Consider the following 16,169-nt stretch of genomic DNA (forward strand, 5'->3'; position numbering starts at 1 on the left):
CCGCGACCAGGCCGCCTCAGTCACTCGCCCGCCTGCTGCGAGAAGTCGAACGGTTCCTCGACGAGTGCGACGAGAATGTCGAGGAAACCCTTGCCACCCACTTCAGCCTCGATCCCGCTAGCGAGGCGTTCAGCGCCGCACTCTGCTTCCACGCTGACACGATCGAGACCGCCCTCGCCGACGAGCCCGCCACGTCACGGACACTTACGCGACGCATCTGTGCAGCTCACAGCCCACCTGGTCAGTTCAGCGGTCGGTAAACAGGACGAGGCGCCCGAATGCTCCCCTCGTGTCCTGGACGCCCTGCGGCAGCCGCTGGAGTCGGGGCATGTGGTCGTGGCCCGCTCGGGCGGGGTGATGCGGCTGCCGGCCCGGTTTTTGCTGGCCCTGGCCGCCAACCCCTGTCCGTGCGGCCGGCACGGGCTCAGCGGGGACGGCTGCGACTGCTCGCCCAGGACCGTACGGCGCTATCTGGCCCGCCTCTCCGGGCCGTTGCTCGACCGGGTCGACCTCCGGGTGACCGTCGAACCGGTGGCCCGCGCGGAGCTGGTGGGGCTCGGCCCGGGCGCCGAGAACTCCGAGACGGTCGGCGCCCGCGTGCGGGCCGCCCGCGAACGGGCCACCGCGCGGTACGCCGGCACGCCCTGGCGCACCAACAGCGAGGTCCCGGGGCATGAACTGCGCACCCGCTGGCTCGTCGAGCCGGAAGCCCTGCGGGAGGCCGAACGGGACATGGAACGCGGCCTGCTCACCGCGCGCGGGCTGGACCGGGTGCTCAGGGTCGCCTGGACCGTCGCCGATCTGGCGGGCCACGCCCGGCCGTCGGCGGACGACGTCCGCCAGGCGCTGGAGCTGCGCACCGGCGTCCGGCGGGGTGTGGCGGCCGTCGGGGCCGGGATCGAGGCCGGGGGGATGCCATGACGGGGGAGTGGGCCGCGGACGGGGCGCCGGATGGCACCGGGGAGAACGACGGGGAACGGCTGGCCCGGGTCGCGCTGACGCGGCTTACGGAGCCCGGGGACGAGGTCGTGGGGCGCTGGTTACGGGAGTTGGGCGCCGCCGCGCTCGTGCGCGGGCTCGTCGGGGACGGGCCGCCGCCCAAGGGGGCCCGAAGCGAGCGGCTGGCCGGCTGCCGGGCCCGGGCCGCCGCTCTCGACCCGGCCGGCGACCTCGCCGCCGTGGCCCGGCTCGGCGGGCGGTTCGTCTGTCCCGGCGAACCCGAGTGGCCGACGCAGCTCGACGACCTCGGGGACGCCCGGCCGCTCGGCCTCTGGGTGCGGGGCCCTGCCGACCTCCGGCTGTGGGCGCTGCGGTCCGTGGCCGTGGTGGGCGCCCGGGCGTGCAGCGACTACGGCTCGCACGTGGCCGCCGTCCTCGGCGCCGGGCTCGCCGAGCGCGGCTGGGTGGTCGTCTCCGGTGCGGCCTACGGGGTCGACGGCGCGGCCCACCGCGGGGCGCTCGCGGCCGGCGGGGCGACCGCGGCCGTCCTGGCCTGCGGAGTCGACGTGCCCTACCCGCGCGGCCACGCCCAACTGCTCGGCCGCATAGCGGAACAGGGCCTCGTCCTCGCCGAACTGCCGCCGGGCGGCCACCCCACCCGCGGCCGATTCGTCCTCCGGAACCGGGTCATCGCCGCCCTCACCCGCGGCACGGTCGTCGTGGAGGCCGAGTACCGCAGTGGCTCGCTCGTCACGGCGCGGCGCGCCCGGGCGTTGGGCCGGCACACGATGGGCGTCCCCGGCCCGGTCACCTCCGGTCTCTCGGCCGGCGTGCACGAACTGCTGCGCGAGGGCGCCACACTGGTGACCGACGCGGACGAGGTCGCCGAACTGGTGGGCGCCATGGGGGAGCTGGCGCCCGAACGCCGGGGCCCCGCCGTTCCCCGCGACCTCCTCGCCCCCGAGACGGCCGCCGTCCTGGAAGCCGTCCCCGGCGTCGGCGGCGACGCCGCCCGGATCGCCCTCAACGCCGGGCTGAGCAGGGACACCACGCTCGGCAGGCTCTACGAACTGCACGGCCTGGGCTTCGTCGCACGCCGGGGCGACCACTGGCGCCCGGTCGCGCGGGCGTCAACATCCGTCCCCTCCAAGCCCCTCGGACGGCGCCCCTCCATGCGGCGAGGCGGTTCTTGACCTGGGGCGATCGGGTGAAAGGGTTAAGGACATGACCGCCAAGACCGCGGTGAACCCGGCGGCCCCGGCGCCGGGCCGCGTCCCCGCCGGGCCCCGCACGGTCCCGGGGCACGGCCGCCGGCCGAGAGCACGGCCGGTGGCTGTGCTCTCGGCCGGCGGCCGTGCGGACCGCCGAGCGGGCCCGAGGGACACGGTCGCTCCCCGCAGCGCGCCGGTCACGCTACGCTCACGGGATTCCGGCCATGCGGATGGATCCTGTCGCACCTGATCCACGTCACAGCAGAACGGCTCAAGACGACGAATGCCCCAGCAACCCTCCGGATCGGACCGCGCGGCGGCGGCGCCGCCCGCGGCGCGCGGCGCCTCCCGCCCGCCCGCACCCTCGACCCTCGACGAGCTGTGGCGCTCGTACAAGGCCACGGGTGACGAAAGGCTGCGGGAGCAGTTGATCCTCCACTACTCGCCGCTGGTGAAGTACGTGGCGGGGCGGGTCAGCGTCGGGCTGCCGTCCAACGTGGAGCAGGCGGACTTCGTCTCGTCCGGGATCTTCGGACTGATCGACGCGATCGAGAAGTTCGACCCCGCCCGCTCCATCAAGTTCGAGACCTACGCGATCACCCGCATCCGGGGCGCGATGATCGACGAACTGCGGGCCCTGGACTGGATCCCCCGGTCCGTGCGGCAGAAGGCGCGGGCCGTGGAGCGCGCCTACGCCACCCTGGAGGCCACCCTCCACCGGACGCCCTCCGAGGCGGAGGTGGCGGCCGAGATGGGCATCCAGATCGACGAACTGCACACCGTCTTCAGCCAGTTGTCCCTGGCGAACGTCGTCGCCCTGGAGGAGCTGCTGCACGTCGGGGGCGAGGGCGGCGACCGGCTCAGCCTGATGGACACCCTGGAGGACACGGCGGCCGACGACCCCGTCGAGGTCGCCGAGGACCACGAACTGCGCCGGCTGCTCGCCCGGGCCGTCAACACCCTCCCGGAACGGGAGAAGACGGTGGTCACCCTCTACTACTACGAGGGACTCACCCTCGCCGAGATCGGCCAGGTGCTCGGCGTCACCGAGAGCCGGGTCAGCCAGATCCACACCAAGTCGGTGCTCCAGCTGCGGGCCAAGCTCGCGGATGTGGGCCGCTGAGGGCGGGCCGGAGCCGGCCGGGACCGGGCCGGACGCGGTGTCGAACCGCTGCTCCGACCTCGTCTCTTTCCTCCCGGGTCCGTAAAGTGGAACCGTGCCCAGGATTCGAGCGGCCTCAGTGGCCGAGCACCGGACGATGCAGCGCGACGCCCTGCTGGACGCCGCCCGCTCCCTGTTGTCCGAGGGCGGTACGGAAGCGCTCACCTTCCCCGCCCTCGCCGAGCGCACCGGACTCGCCCGGTCCTCCGTCTACGAGTATTTCCGCTCCCGGGCGGCCGTCGTCGAGGAGCTGTGCGCCGTCGACTTCCCCGTCTGGGCGGCCGAGGTCGAGTCCGCCATGGCGATGGCGGATACGCCCGAGGCGAAGATCGAGGCGTATGTGCGGCGGCAGCTGGCGCTGGTCGGGGACCGGCGGCACCGTGCTGTCGTCGCGATCTCCGCTGGGGAGCTGGACGCTGCCGCGCGGGAGAAGATTCGGGCTGCGCATGGCGGGTTGATCTCGATGGTGGGCGAGGCGCTGGTGGCTCTGGGGCATGAGGAGCCGCGGCTCGTCGCGATGATGTTGCAGGGGGTCGTGGACGCTGCTGTTCGGCGGATCGAGCTTGGTGTGGAGGAGCCTGAGCGGGTCACCGCTGTCGCGGTGGGGATGGCGTTGCGGGGGGTTCGGGGCTGAGGCCCCGGGTGGGGGTGCCCCGGTCCCGCCCTTTCACCGTTTCTTGCGGGGGTGAGCCCCCGCACCCCCGAAGCGCCCTGCGGGCGCTGTCCTCAAACGCCGGACGGGCTGACATCAGCCCGTCCGGCGTTTGGGGACAAAGGGGTCTGGGGCGTAGCCCCAGGAAACGGCGAAGGGGCGGGACAGGGGCAACAACCTCGACGGCCCCCGCCGCAGCATCCACCCCGGCAGCAACCCCAACGGATCCAGATACTCCCGCCCCCGCAACAACCCCCAGTGCAGACAGCCCGCGGCGCAATGCCACCGCCCGGGCCCCAGCTCACCCAGCACCACCCCCGCCTCCACCCGATCCCCCTGCCGCACCCCGGCCGCCACCACCGGCTCGTACGTCGTCCGCAACGGCGGATCACCGGTCCCCGCAACCTCCACGGCCACCACGCCCCGCCCCGCGACCGTCCCCACGAAGGAGACGACGCCGCCGGCCGCCGCCCGGACCGGGTCGCCGGGAGCGGCGGCCAGGTCGACGCCCCGGTGGCCGCGGGCCCAGGGCACGGCGGGGGGATCCCAGCCGCGCAGGACCGCCGGCCGGGTGCCCACCGGCCAGGCCCGGGTGGCCGACGGGGCCGGGGCCCCGTCGCCGGCCGCCGCCGGCAGCGCGCAGACGAGCGTGACCGCGGCCACCGCCGCCGCCAGAAGAAGCTGCAAGATCCTTCGCATGGTCATGCGCCCACCGTGGCGGACCCCCGCGATTCCAGGGGATCTTGACCCGTGCCTGTGGACTACTCGCCGGTTGTGGACAAGCCCGTCACCCGCCCCTTCCCCGGTCCCGTACACTTCTCTTGGCGATCCGGGTCACCGGGTCGACTTCGCACGCCCCGCCACCGTCGCGTCAGACCCTTACCGGGCAGCGCGGTGGCCGCGTCCCTCGGTCCGTGAACGGCTTCCCAGCAGGGAAGCGGCGCACGGCGGACGCTTCGGGGCGTCAGGAGCGGCGGCCGGCCGGCCGCCGTGGAAACCGAGTATCACAAGGAGCACGGCCATGGCCGTCGTCACGATGCGGGAGCTGCTGGAGAGCGGCGTCCACTTCGGTCACCAGACCCGTCGTTGGAACCCGAAGATGAAGCGTTTCATCTTCACGGAGCGCAACGGCATCTACATCATCGACCTGCTCCAGTCGCTGTCGTACATCGACCGCGCCTACGAGTTCGTGAAGGAGACCGTCGCGCACGGTGGCTCCATCATGTTCGTCGGTACGAAGAAGCAGGCCCAGGAGGCGATCGCCGAGCAGGCGACCCGCGTCGGCATGCCCTACGTCAACCAGCGCTGGCTGGGCGGCATGCTCACCAACTTCTCGACCGTCTACAAGCGCCTGCAGCGCCTGAAGGAGCTCGAGCTCATCGACTTCGAGGATGTGGCCGCCTCCGGCCTCACCAAGAAGGAGCTCCTGGTCCTCTCCCGCGAGAAGGCCAAGCTGGAGAAGACCCTCGGCGGTATCCGCGAGATGCAGAAGGTGCCCAGCGCCGTCTGGATCGTGGACACCAAGAAGGAGCACATCGCCGTCGGTGAGGCGCGCAAGCTCCGCATCCCGGTCGTCGCCATCCTCGACACCAACTGCGACCCCGACGAGGTCGACTACAAGATCCCGGGCAACGACGACGCGATCCGCTCCGTCACCCTGCTCACCCGTGTGATCGCCGACGCCGTCGCCGAGGGCCTCATCGCCCGTTCCGGTGCCGCGACCGGTGACCAGAAGCCGGGCGAGAAGGCCGGCGAGCCGCTGGCCGAGTGGGAGCGCGACCTGCTCGAGGGCGAGAAGAAGGCTGAGGAGGCCCCGGCCGCCGCCGAGGCCCCCGCTGCCGAGGCTCCCGCCGCCGAGGCCGAGGCTGAGAAGCCGGCCGCGGACGCCGAGCAGGCCTGACCCTGCCGTACCGGACGGCGGGGGCCACGCACAGCGTGACCCCGCCGTCCCTGGTGGATCCACGGCCGGATTCCGTCCGGTGGACGGGGACCGGCCGTCGTGGTGACCTCAAGACGGACCTGCCCCGCCGGGTGCCGAGCGGCACGGCGGGGCACAGTGCACAAGAAGGATTTCAACGATGGCGAACTTCACCGCCGCTGACGTCAAGAAGCTCCGTGAGCTCACCGGCGCCGGCATGATGGACTGCAAGAAGGCGCTCGACGAGGCCGAGGGCAACCTCGAGAAGGCCGTCGAGATCGTCCGCGTCAAGGGCCTGAAGGGCGTCGCCAAGCGCGAGTCCCGCACGACCGAGAACGGCGCCGTCGTCTCCTCCATCGCCGACGACAACACCTCCGGTGTGATCGTCGAGCTGAAGTGCGAGACCGACTTCGTCGCCAAGGGCGAGAAGTTCATCGCCGTGGCCGACGCGCTCGCCGCCCACGTCGCCAAGACCGCCCCCGCCGACATCGAGGCCCTGCTCGCCTCCGAGATCGAGGCCGGCAAGACCGTCCAGGCGTTCATCGACGAGGCCAACGCCACCCTGGGCGAGAAGATCGTCGTGGACCGCTTCGCCGCGTTCGCCGGTGGCTACGTCTCCGCGTACATGCACCGCACCGCCGCGGACCTGCCCCCGCAGGTCGGCGTCCTGGTCGAGCTGGACAAGGAGAACGCCGAGGTCGCGAAGGACGTCGCGCAGCACATCGCCGCGTTCGCGCCGAAGTTCCTCTCCCGTGACGCCATCCCGGCCGACGTCGTGGAGAACGAGCGCCGCGTCGCCGAGGCCACCGCGCGCGAGGAGGGCAAGCCCGAGGCCGCCCTTCCGAAGATCGTCGAGGGTCGCGTCACCGGCTTCTTCAAGGAGCAGGTCCTGCTGGACCAGCCCTTCGCCAAGGACAACAAGAAGACCGTCCAGAAGATCCTGGACGAGGCCGGCGTCACGCTGAAGCGCTTCGCCCGCATCCGCGTCGGCGCCTGAGCCCCGGCAGGGCAGCGATTGACCCGCGACCCGCTAGGGTCGTACGCAGCCGACCGGTCACCGGCCGGCCGCTGATGTGACGAGGAGGCCATTGCCGCACAGGGAACCGAAAGGACCCACCGGCAATGGCCTTCTTCGTATGTGCACGAGGAGAACTCCAATGAATCAGGGTGCGGACGCCCACAGGGCCGCCGACGGCAAGAGCGACGACCACGGGAAACCCCGCCGGTTCCTGCTGAAACTGTCCGGCGAGGCCTTCGCCGGCGGCGGAGGGCTCGGTGTCGACCCCGATATCGTGCACGCCATCGCCCGGGAGATCGCGGCCGTGGTCCGCGAGGGCTACGAGATCGCCGTCGTCATCGGCGGCGGCAACTTCTTCCGCGGCGCCGAGCTCCAGCAGCGCGGCATGGACCGGGCGCGCTCCGACTACATGGGCATGCTCGGCACGGTGATGAACAGCCTCGCCCTCCAGGACTTCCTGGTGAAGGAGGGGGTCGAGACCCGCGTCCAGACCGGCATCACCATGGGCCAGGTCGCCGAGCCGTTCATCCCGCTGCGCGCCGTGCGCCACCTGGAGAAGGGCCGCGTCGTGATCTTCGGCGCCGGCATGGGCATGCCCTACTTCTCCACCGACACCACCGCCGCCCAGCGCGCCCTGGAGATCCACGCCGAGGCGATCCTCATGGGGAAGAACGGCGTCGACGGGATCTACGACTCGGACCCGAAGAAGAACCCCGCCGCGGTGAAGTTCGACGCCCTGGAGTACGGCGAGGTGCTGGCGCGCGGCCTGAAGGTCGCCGACGCCACCGCCATCAGCCTGTGCATGGACAACAAGCTGCCGATCCTGGTGTTCGAGCTGCTCGCCGAGGGCAACATCGCCCGCGCCGTCAAGGGTGAGAAGATCGGCACGCTCGTGAGCGACCAGGGCACGCGGGACTGAGACGCCCGTACGGCCGTCCGCCGCGCCCCCGGGCACCGGCGGACGGCAACCCGGAGCCGTGGGAAGACCACGGCCCGGGGATGGACAACCGCCTGCCGGTCGGACACCGTGCAGGAGAAGACGCGCGCAGGGGCGAGGCTCTGCTTACTGATAACACCAGGAGCAAGTGGTGATCGAAGAGATCCTCCTCGAAGCCGAGGAGAAGATGGAGAAGGCCGTCGTGGTCGCCAAGGAGGACTTCGCGGCGATCCGCACCGGGCGTGCCCACCCGGCGATGTTCAACAAGATCGTGGCGGACTACTACGGTGCGCTGACGCCCATCAACCAGCTGGCGTCGTTCTCGGTCCCCGAGCCGCGCATGGCCGTGGTGACCCCGTTCGACAAGAGCGCCCTGCGCAACATCGAGCAGGCCATCCGCGACTCCGACCTGGGCGTCAACCCCAGCAACGACGGCAACATCATCCGGGTGAACTTCCCCGAGCTCACCGAGGAGCGCCGCCGGGAGTTCATCAAGGTCGCCAAGGGCAAGGGCGAGGACGCCAAGGTCTCGATCCGCTCCATCCGCCGCAAGGCCAAGGACGCCCTGGACAAGCTCGTCAAGGACAAGGAGTCCGGCGAGGACGAGGTGCGCCGCGCCGAGAAGGAGCTCGACGACACCACCGCCAAGTACGTGGCGCAGGTGGACGAGCTGCTCAAGCACAAGGAAGCCGAGCTGCTCGAGGTCTGATGAACGACGCATCCTGGGGAACCCCGCCGCGCGCCGGGCAGTGGGGATCCGCCGACCGGCACACCCCGTTCCCGGCGGGTCCAGTGCGCGAAGCGGCCGTCGCGGCGCAGACTCGGCCCATGCCGATCGTGCCCGACGCAGGCGGAGACCAGGAGGACCGTGACCAGGGGGCCGCTCACCTCGGTGGCCCCCTGTTCCGTGACGAACGCGACGAGCGTGACGTTCACGACCACCGCGACGAACGTGACCGAGGGGAGCCCGTCATCCGGCCGCACGAACCCGCCGCGCCCCAGGCGCCCAAGGCGGGGAAGAAGAGCGCCGGCCGCGATCTGCGGGCCGCGATAGGGGTGGGCCTGGGGCTCGGCGCGGTCATCGTCGCCTCGCTCTTCGTCTACAAGCCCGTCTTCCTCGGCGTGATCGTGATCGCCGTGGTGGTCGGCCTGTGGGAGCTCACCTCCCGGCTCGCCGAGCGCAAGGGCATCAAGGCGCCCCTGGTGCCGCTCGCCATCGGCGGGGCCGCGATGACCGTCGCCGGGTACGTCGACGGTGCCGAGGGCGCCTGGGTGGCCATGGCGCTCACCGCGCTCGCCGTGCTGGTCTGGCGGATGACCGAGCCGCCGGACGACTACCTGAAGGACGTCACGGCGGGCATCTTCGCCGCGTTCTACGTGCCGTTCCTGGCCACCTTCGTGGCCCTGATGCTCGCCGCCGACGACGGTGCCTGGCGGGTGCTGACCTTCCTGGTCCTCACGGTGGTCAGCGACACCGGCGCCTACGCGGTGGGCTGGCGCTTCGGCAAGCGCAAGCTGGCGCCGCGCATCAGCCCCGGCAAGACCCGCGAGGGCCTGATCGGGGCGGTGCTGTTCGCCATGGTGGCGGGCGCGCTGTGCATGCGCTTCCTGATCGACGACGGTGTGTGGTGGCAGGGTCTGCTGCTCGGCTTGGCCGTCGCGGTGAGCGCGACCCTGGGCGACCTCGGCGAGTCGATGATCAAGCGGGACCTGGGCATCAAGGACATGGGCCGGCTGCTGCCGGGCCACGGCGGGATCATGGACCGGCTGGATTCGCTGTTGCCGACGGCGCCGGTGGTGTGGCTGTTGCTCGTCGCCTTCGTCGGCGCGGGCTGACGAGGGCGCCGGTGGTGTGACCGTCGCCGATCGCTTTCGTCAGCGCCGGCTGAACCTCGGCTGACCTGCGTATTCCCCTCGGGCGGGGCCCGTTGTCCACAGGACGGCGGGCCCCGCCCGCACATCTGCGACACTTGAAACATCATGCCTAAGCCCGGAGAACTGACTTTCGTAGCCCCCCGCGGAGCCAAGAAGCCCCCGCGGCACCTCGCCGACCTCTCGCCCGCCGAGCGCAAGGAGGCCGTCGCCGCCATCGGTGAGAAGCCTTTCCGGGCGAAGCAGCTGTCCCAGCACTACTTCGCGCGGTACGCGCACGACCCCGCGCAGTGGACGGACATCCCGGCCGGCGCCCGCGAGAAGCTCGCGGGCGAGCTGCTGCCGGAGCTGATGAGCGTCGTGCGGCACATCTCGTGCGACGACGACACCACCCGCAAGACGCTGTGGCGGCTGCACGACGGCAAGCTCGTCGAGTCCGTCCTGATGCGCTACCCGGACCGGGTCACCATGTGCATCAGTTCACAGGCCGGCTGCGGCATGAACTGCCCGTTCTGCGCCACCGGCCAGGCCGGTCTGGACCGCAACCTGTCGACCGCCGAGATCGTGCACCAGATCGTGGACGGCATGCGGGCGCTGCGTGACGGCGAGGTGCCCGGCGGGCCCGCGCGGCTGTCGAACATCGTCTTCATGGGCATGGGCGAGCCGCTGGCCAACTACAAGCGCGTCGTCGGCGCCATCCGCCGGCTGACCGACCCGGAGCCCGACGGCCTCGGGCTGTCGCAGCGCGGCATCACCGTCTCCACCGTCGGCCTGGTGCCGGCGATGCACCGGTTCGCCGACGAGGGCTTCAAGTGCCGCCTCGCGGTCTCGCTGCACGCGCCCGACGACGAGCTGCGCGACACCCTCGTCCCGGTCAACACCCGCTGGAAGGTCCGCGAGGTCCTGGACGCGGCCTGGGAGTACGCGGAGAAGTCCGGCCGCCGGATCTCCATCGAGTACGCCCTGATCCGGGACATCAACGACCAGGCGTGGCGCGGCGACCTGCTGGGCCGGCTGCTCAAGGGCAAGCGGGTGCACGTCAACCTGATCCCGCTGAACCCCACGCCGGGCTCCAAGTGGACGGCGTCCCGCCCGGAGGACGAGCGGGCGTTCGTCGCGGCGATCGCCGCGCACGGCGTCCCGGTCACCGTCCGGGACACGCGCGGCCAGGAGATCGACGGCGCCTGCGGCCAGCTGGCGGCGACCGAGCGCTGAGCCCCGCCGAGGGCGGGGGAGCGGGCGGGCGCACTGGTACGGTGCACTCGCACCGCTCGTACAAATGAACAATCCGACAGGGGAGCGCACACAGCGCTGAGAGTGCGGCCCGCGCCGCAGACCCTCGGACCTGATCCGGTTAGTACCGGCGTAGGGAGTCAGCTCGACCATGAACACCACCCTCCGGCGTGCCCTGGGCGCCGCCGCCGTCACCGCCCTGGCCGTCCCGGCCCTCGCGGCCTGCGGAGGCTCCGACGAGGCCAAGGAGACGGACGGCGGCAAGACGGTCACCCTCGTCTCGCACGAGTCGTTCGTCGCCTCCCCGGACGTGCTCAAGGAGTTCACCGCACGGACCGGCTACAAGGTCAAGACGCTCAAGAGCGGCGACGCCGGGCGGGCGGTGAACCAGGCGATCCTCTCCAAGAGCCACCCGCAGGGCGACGTGTTCTTCGGCGTGGACAACACGCTGCTGTCCCGCGCCCTCGACAACGGGATCTTCGAGCCGTACGAGGCCAAGGGCCTGGACCGGGTGACGAAGGAGTTCCGGGCCGACGACGCCGAGCACCGGGTGACACCGGTCGACTCCGGTGACATCTGCGTCAACTACGACCGCGCCTACTTCACCGACCACAAGCTGACGCCGCCGAAGACCCTCGACGATCTGGTGAAGCCCGAGTACAAGGGCCTGCTGGTCACCGAGAACGCGGCCACCTCCTCCCCGGGCCTCGCCTTCCAGCTCGCGACCGTCGGCAAGTACGGGGACGAGGGCTGGCAGGACTACTGGAAGAAGCTCAAGGACAACGGCGTCGAGGTCGTCGACGGCTGGGAGCAGGCGTACAACGACCGCTTCTCCGGCTCCGCCGCCGGCCGCAAGGCCAAGGGCGACCGGCCGCTCGTCGTCTCCTACGCGTCCAGCCCGCCGGCCGAGGTGCAGGGCATGAAGCAGCAGCCGAAGTCGGCGGACGAGGCGCCGACCGGCGTCGCGACCGGCACCTGCTTCCGGCAGACCGAGTACGCCGGGCTGCTCAAGGGCGCGAAGAACGCCAAGGGCGGCAAGGCGCTGCTGGACTTCCTGCTGAGCAAGCGGTTCCAGGAGGACGTGCCGCTGAGCATGTACGTCAAGCCGGTGGTGACGGACGCGAAGCTGCCCGAGCTGTTCACCAAGTTCGGCGCGACGGTCGACGCCCCGCAGACGCTCGCCCCCGAGAAGATCGCGAAGAACCGTGATCAGTGGGTCAAGGCATGGTCCTCGATCGTCCTGAAGTAACCGCACCGAAGGACCGCGGAGCGCGGGGGACGGGCGTCCGCCTCGGCCTGATGGCCGTCCCGCTCGCCTTCTTCGGCCTCTTCTTCGCCTATCCGGTGGCCGCGATCGTCACGCGGGGGCTGAAGGCGGACGGGCGGTGGCGGTTCGGGCGGATCGGCGAGGTGCTCACCGATCCGGCGACCGGGCACGTCCTGTGGTTCACCACCTGGCAGGCGGCGGCCTCCACGGCGCTCACGCTGGTGCTCGCGCTCCCCGGCGCGTACGTCATGGCTCGCTTCGACTTCCCCGGCAAGGGGCTGCTGCGGGCGGTGGTCACCGTCCCGTTCGTGCTGCCCACGGTGGTGGCCGGGTCGGCCTTCCTGGCGTTGCTCGGGCGGCGGGGGCTCCTCGACGAGCTGTGGGGCGTCAGGCTCGACAACTCCGTCTGGGCGATCCTGCTCGCCCACGTCTTCTTCAACTACGCCGTGGTCGTCCGGACCGTCGGCGGGCTCTGGGCCCAGCTCGACCCCCGGCAGGAGGAGGCCGCGCGGGTGCTCGGCGCCGGCCGGTTCGCGGCCTGGCGGCGGATCACCCTGCCCGCCCTCGCCCCGGCCGTCGCCGCCGCGGCGCTGATGGTCTTCCTCTTCACCTTCACCTCCTTCGGCGCCGTCCAGATCCTCGGCGGCCCGCGCTACGCCACGCTGGAAGTGGAGATCTACCGGCAGACCGCCGAGCTGCTCGACCTGCCGACGGCCGCCGTCCTCACCCTCGTCCAGTTCGCCGCCGTCGCCGCGCTGCTCCTGGTGCACGCCTGGACCGTGCGCCGACGAGAATCCGTCCTGCGCCTGGTGGACGCGCGCCGCACCGCGCGCCGGCCGCGCGGCGCCGCCCAGTGGGGACTGCTGACCGCCGTCCTGGCCAGTGTGGCCGCCCTGCTCGTGCTGCCGCTCGCGGTGCTCGTGCTGCGCTCCTTCGACGGACCCGACGGCTACGGCCTGGCCTTCTACCGCGCCCTGGCCTCGGCCGGGGACGACGGCGTGCTCGGCGTCGCCCCGCTGGAGACGATCGGCAACTCGCTCGCGTACGGCCTCGCGGCGACCGCCATCGCGGTCGTCGTCGGCGGCCTGGCCGCCGCCGCGCTCACCCGGCGCGAGGGCCGGCTGGTCCGCGGCTTCGACGCGCTGCTGATGCTGCCGCTGGGCACCTCCGCCGTGACCGTCGGCTTCGGTTTCCTGATCGCTCTGGACGAGCCGCCGCTGGACCTGCGGACGTCCTGGATCCTGGTGCCGCTGGCCCAGGCGCTGGTCGGGGTGCCGTTCGTGGTGCGGACGATGCTGCCGGTGCTGCGCGCCGTCGACCCCCGCCTGCGGGAGGCCGCGGCGGTGCTCGGCGCGTCCCCGCTGCGGGTCTGGCGTGAGGTGGACCTGCCGATGGTCGGCCGGGCGCTGGCCGTCGCGGCGGGCTTCGCCTTCGCCGTCTCCCTGGGCGAGTTCGGCGCCACCGTCTTCATCGCCCGTCCCGACAACCCCACTCTTCCCGTGGCCGTGGCCCGGCTGCTGGGCCGTCCCGGGGAGCTGAACTACGGGCAGGCGATGGCCCTGAGCACGATCCTGATGCTGGTGTGCGCCGTGGCGCTGCTGGTGCTGGAACGCGTACGCACCGACCGCACGGGGGAGTTCTGATGCAGCCCGCCCTGAAATCGCCCGCTCCGATGCTGCGCCTGGAAGGCGTCACCGTCCGGTTCGGCGACCGGACCGTTCTGGACGCCGTCGGCCTCGACGTCGCCGAACACGAGGTCGTCTGCGTCCTCGGCCCCAGCGGCAGCGGCAAGTCCACGCTGCTGCGGGTGGTCGCCGGGCTCCAGCGGGCCGACGCCGGGCGGGTCTTCCTGTCCGGCGAGGACGTCGGCGGGGTGCCCGTGCACCGGCGGGGCGTGGGGCTGATGTTCCAGGACCACCAGCTGTTCCCGCAGCGGGACGTGGCCGCGAACGTCGCCTTCGGGCTGCGCACCCGCGGCGCCGGACGCGACGAGGCCCGGCGGCGGGTCGCCGAACTCCTCGACCTGGTGGGCCTGCCGGGCGCCGGGCGGCGGTCCGTCGCGGCGCTGTCCGGCGGCGAGCAGCAGCGCGTCGCGCTGGCCCGGGCGCTCGCCCCGAGCCCCCGACTGCTGATGCTCGACGAGCCCCTGGGCCAGCTAGACCGGAGCCTGCGCGAGCGGCTGGTGACCGAGCTGCGGCAGCTGTTCGGGCGGCTCGGCACGACCGTGCTGGCGGTCACCCACGACCAAGGCGAGGCGTTCGCGCTCGCCGACCGGGTGGTGGTGATGCGGGACGGCCGGATCGCCCAGCAGGGGACGCCCCTGGAGGTCTGGCGGCGGCCCGCCTCGGAGTTCGTGGCCCGCTTCCTCGGTTTCGACAACGTCGTCCCCGCGACCGTCACCGGCGACCGGGCCGACACCCCGTGGGGCAAGGTGCCCGTCCCGGCGGGCGCGGCGGAGGGCCCGTGCTCGCTCCTGGTGCGCCCCGGCGGCGTCCGGCTGGTGACGGACGGCCTCCCGTGCGAGGTCACGGCCCGGACCTTCCGGGGCGACCACGTGCTGCTCTCGCTCCGCCCGGAACGGGGCCCGGCGCTTCAGGCGGCGTGCGCGCTGGCGTGCGCGCCGGAGGTGGGTACACGTACCGGGGTCGCGTTCGACGCCGAGCACGTGGTAGTGCTGGGCAGCTGAGCGATACGGCGAGAAGGCGCCCTCTTTTTTTCTTGACCTTTTCTTGACCCTAGGCAACTTCGGCGCCGCGTTGAACGTCTGGTTCAGGAGCAGGCGGTTCATTGGCGAACGGAGCAATTGGTGATCATCGGCCTGGTGACGGCTGTCGCGGCCTCGGCGTGCTACGGCACGGGTTCGGTCCTGCAAGCCGTCGGATCGCGGAAATCCGCCCTGCGGGAGGCGGCCTCGTCCCCCGAGGCGGGCGTGACCCAGCACGGCGGACCCAGCCTGTCCTCCACCGCCAAGGCCGCCGTGACCTGGGAGTTCATGGTCGGTTCGGTCCTGGACTTCCTCGGCTTCGGTCTCGGCGCCCTCGCGGCCCGGATGCTGCCCCTCTTCCTCTCCCAGACGGTCATCAGCGCCAACCTGATCGTCACCGCGCTGCTCAGCATCAAGCTGCTCGGCGTCCGGCTCAAGCGTCCCGAATGGGCGTCCATCGCCGTCGTCTGCGCCGCTTTGGTGCTGCTCGCGACGGCCGCCGGGCACGAGGGAAGCGGTCATACCGCGCGGTCCACGCACTGGTGGCTGCTGATCATCTCCGTGGTGCTCATGGCCGGTGGCACGGTGGCGGTGCGTCTGATGGGGTCTCGGGCCGCGATCCTCGCCGGTCTGCTGTCCGGACTGGGCTTCGGCGCCATCGGGGTCGGGGTGCGCATCCTCGACGGCATCGACCCGTTCCACCTGCCCACCCTCCTCGCCGACCCGGCTCTCTACGCGATCCTGATCTCCGGTGGCGTGGGCATGTACCTGCACACGGTGGCCCTGCAGATCGGTTCGGTCAACGGTGCGACGGCGGCGCTGGTCGTCGGCGAGACGATTCTGCCGGGCATCATCGGCGTGCTGCTGCTCGGGGACGCTTCTCGGGAGGGGTTCGCCTGGGTGGCCGTCCTGGGATTCATCCTGGCCGTGGCGGGCGCGGTCGCCGTTGCCTGGTTTGGGGAGCCCGACAGTCACGGGGCGACACCGCCCGCTGTGGACGAGGCGAAGGCGCCGGTGCAGCGCGTGTAGGAGTGCCCCGGTCCCGCCCTTTCACCGTTTCCTGGGGCTGCGCCCCAGACCCCCTTGTCCTCAAACGCCGGACGGGCTGAATCAGCCCGTCCGGCGTTTGAGGACAACCGCGCGGAGCGCAATTTCGGCGGTGCGGGGGCGGAGCCCCCGCAAGAAACGGCGAAAGGGCGGGACCGGGGCACCCTCACCGCGTCAGCGGCAACGCCGCCAACTCCGCGACCACCCAC

16 protein-coding genes and 1 riboswitch are annotated in these 16,169 nt (G+C 72.0%); of the genes, 14 read left to right on the forward strand and 2 right to left on the reverse strand.

From position 1 onward, the window contains the following. Positions 1-20 precede the first annotated feature (20 nt). On the reverse strand, positions 21-152 hold the full coding sequence (locus ACQEVS_RS24520; RefSeq protein ID WP_433023634.1) for a hypothetical protein: 132 nt from the start codon (positions 150-152) through the stop codon (positions 21-23). Positions 153-219: 67 nt separating this feature from the next. Here ACQEVS_RS24520 and ACQEVS_RS24525 point away from each other — a divergent pair, with 67 nt between their 5' ends. From ACQEVS_RS24525 to ACQEVS_RS24540, 4 genes are all read left to right on the forward strand, one after another. Beyond that, positions 220-921, forward strand: a complete 702-nt coding sequence (locus ACQEVS_RS24525) for an ATP-binding protein (RefSeq protein WP_433023635.1) — start codon at positions 220-222, stop codon at positions 919-921. After that, on the forward strand, positions 918-2,132 hold the full coding sequence (gene dprA / locus ACQEVS_RS24530; protein WP_433023636.1) for a DNA-processing protein DprA: 1,215 nt from the start codon (positions 918-920) through the stop codon (positions 2,130-2,132). The genes ACQEVS_RS24525 and dprA overlap by 4 nt, the downstream gene beginning before the upstream one ends. Positions 2,133-2,433: 301 nt before the next feature. After that, a complete protein-coding gene (gene whiG, locus ACQEVS_RS24535) occupies positions 2,434-3,273 on the forward strand; it encodes an RNA polymerase sigma factor WhiG (protein ID WP_433023637.1) in 840 nt (279 codons plus the stop codon). A 118-nt stretch (positions 3,274-3,391) separates the two neighbouring features. Further along, positions 3,392-3,946, forward strand: coding sequence for a TetR/AcrR family transcriptional regulator (locus ACQEVS_RS24540; protein WP_433027871.1), 555 nt, complete (start codon positions 3,392-3,394; stop codon positions 3,944-3,946). Positions 3,947-4,060: 114 nt separating this feature from the next. Here ACQEVS_RS24540 and ACQEVS_RS24545 read toward each other — a convergent pair whose 3' ends face one another. Next, positions 4,061-4,663, reverse strand: a complete 603-nt coding sequence (locus tag ACQEVS_RS24545; protein ID WP_433027874.1) for a M23 family metallopeptidase — start codon at positions 4,661-4,663, stop codon at positions 4,061-4,063. A gap of 322 nt (positions 4,664-4,985) precedes the next feature. Between ACQEVS_RS24545 and rpsB the strand changes: the two genes are divergently transcribed. The 10 genes from rpsB (at position 4,986) to ACQEVS_RS24595 (ending at position 15,942) form a co-directional block, all read left to right on the forward strand. Then, positions 4,986-5,864: a 30S ribosomal protein S2 gene (rpsB, locus tag ACQEVS_RS24550; protein ID WP_433023638.1), complete on the forward strand. Its 879-nt coding sequence runs from the start codon at positions 4,986-4,988 to the stop codon at positions 5,862-5,864. A gap of 178 nt (positions 5,865-6,042) precedes the next feature. After that, the gene (tsf, locus tag ACQEVS_RS24555; RefSeq protein WP_398264007.1) at positions 6,043-6,879 is read left to right on the forward strand and encodes a translation elongation factor Ts; all 837 of its coding nucleotides are present in this window, start codon (positions 6,043-6,045) and stop codon (positions 6,877-6,879) included. A 160-nt stretch (positions 6,880-7,039) separates the two neighbouring features. After that, positions 7,040-7,819, forward strand: coding sequence for a UMP kinase (gene pyrH, locus ACQEVS_RS24560; protein ID WP_004944811.1), 780 nt, complete (start codon positions 7,040-7,042; stop codon positions 7,817-7,819). Positions 7,820-7,988: 169 nt separating this feature from the next. Continuing rightward, positions 7,989-8,546: a ribosome recycling factor gene (gene frr, locus ACQEVS_RS24565; protein WP_433023639.1), complete on the forward strand. Its 558-nt coding sequence runs from the start codon at positions 7,989-7,991 to the stop codon at positions 8,544-8,546. Then, positions 8,546-9,673 (forward strand): phosphatidate cytidylyltransferase, encoded by a 1,128-nt coding sequence (locus ACQEVS_RS24570; protein WP_433023640.1) that lies wholly within the window; start codon positions 8,546-8,548, stop codon positions 9,671-9,673. The genes frr and ACQEVS_RS24570 overlap by 1 nt, the downstream gene beginning before the upstream one ends. A gap of 144 nt (positions 9,674-9,817) precedes the next feature. Further along, positions 9,818-10,924 (forward strand): 23S rRNA (adenine(2503)-C(2))-methyltransferase RlmN, encoded by a 1,107-nt coding sequence (gene rlmN, locus ACQEVS_RS24575; RefSeq protein ID WP_433023641.1) that lies wholly within the window; start codon positions 9,818-9,820, stop codon positions 10,922-10,924. A 68-nt stretch (positions 10,925-10,992) separates the two neighbouring features. Next, a riboswitch (TPP riboswitch) is annotated at positions 10,993-11,098 on the forward strand. Further along, entirely contained in the window at positions 11,094-12,191 is a 1,098-nt protein-coding gene (locus ACQEVS_RS24580) for a thiamine ABC transporter substrate-binding protein (RefSeq protein ID WP_433023642.1), read from the forward strand. Its footprint overlaps the riboswitch before it by 5 nt. Next, complete coding sequence (locus tag ACQEVS_RS24585) at positions 12,167-13,852, forward strand: ABC transporter permease (RefSeq protein WP_433023643.1); 1,686 nt, start codon at positions 12,167-12,169, stop codon at positions 13,850-13,852. Before ACQEVS_RS24580 ends, ACQEVS_RS24585 begins: the two co-directional genes overlap by 25 nt. Then, entirely contained in the window at positions 13,852-14,895 is a 1,044-nt protein-coding gene (locus ACQEVS_RS24590; protein WP_433023644.1) for an ABC transporter ATP-binding protein, read from the forward strand. The genes ACQEVS_RS24585 and ACQEVS_RS24590 overlap by 1 nt, the downstream gene beginning before the upstream one ends. 120 nt (positions 14,896-15,015) lie before the next feature. After that, positions 15,016-15,942, forward strand: coding sequence for a hypothetical protein (locus tag ACQEVS_RS24595; protein WP_433023645.1), 927 nt, complete (start codon positions 15,016-15,018; stop codon positions 15,940-15,942). Positions 15,943-16,169: the final 227 nt, after the last annotated feature.

The sequence above is a fragment of the Streptomyces sp. CA-181903 genome (assembly GCF_050937075.1).
Classification (GTDB): Bacteria; Actinomycetota; Actinomycetes; order Streptomycetales; family Streptomycetaceae; genus Streptomyces.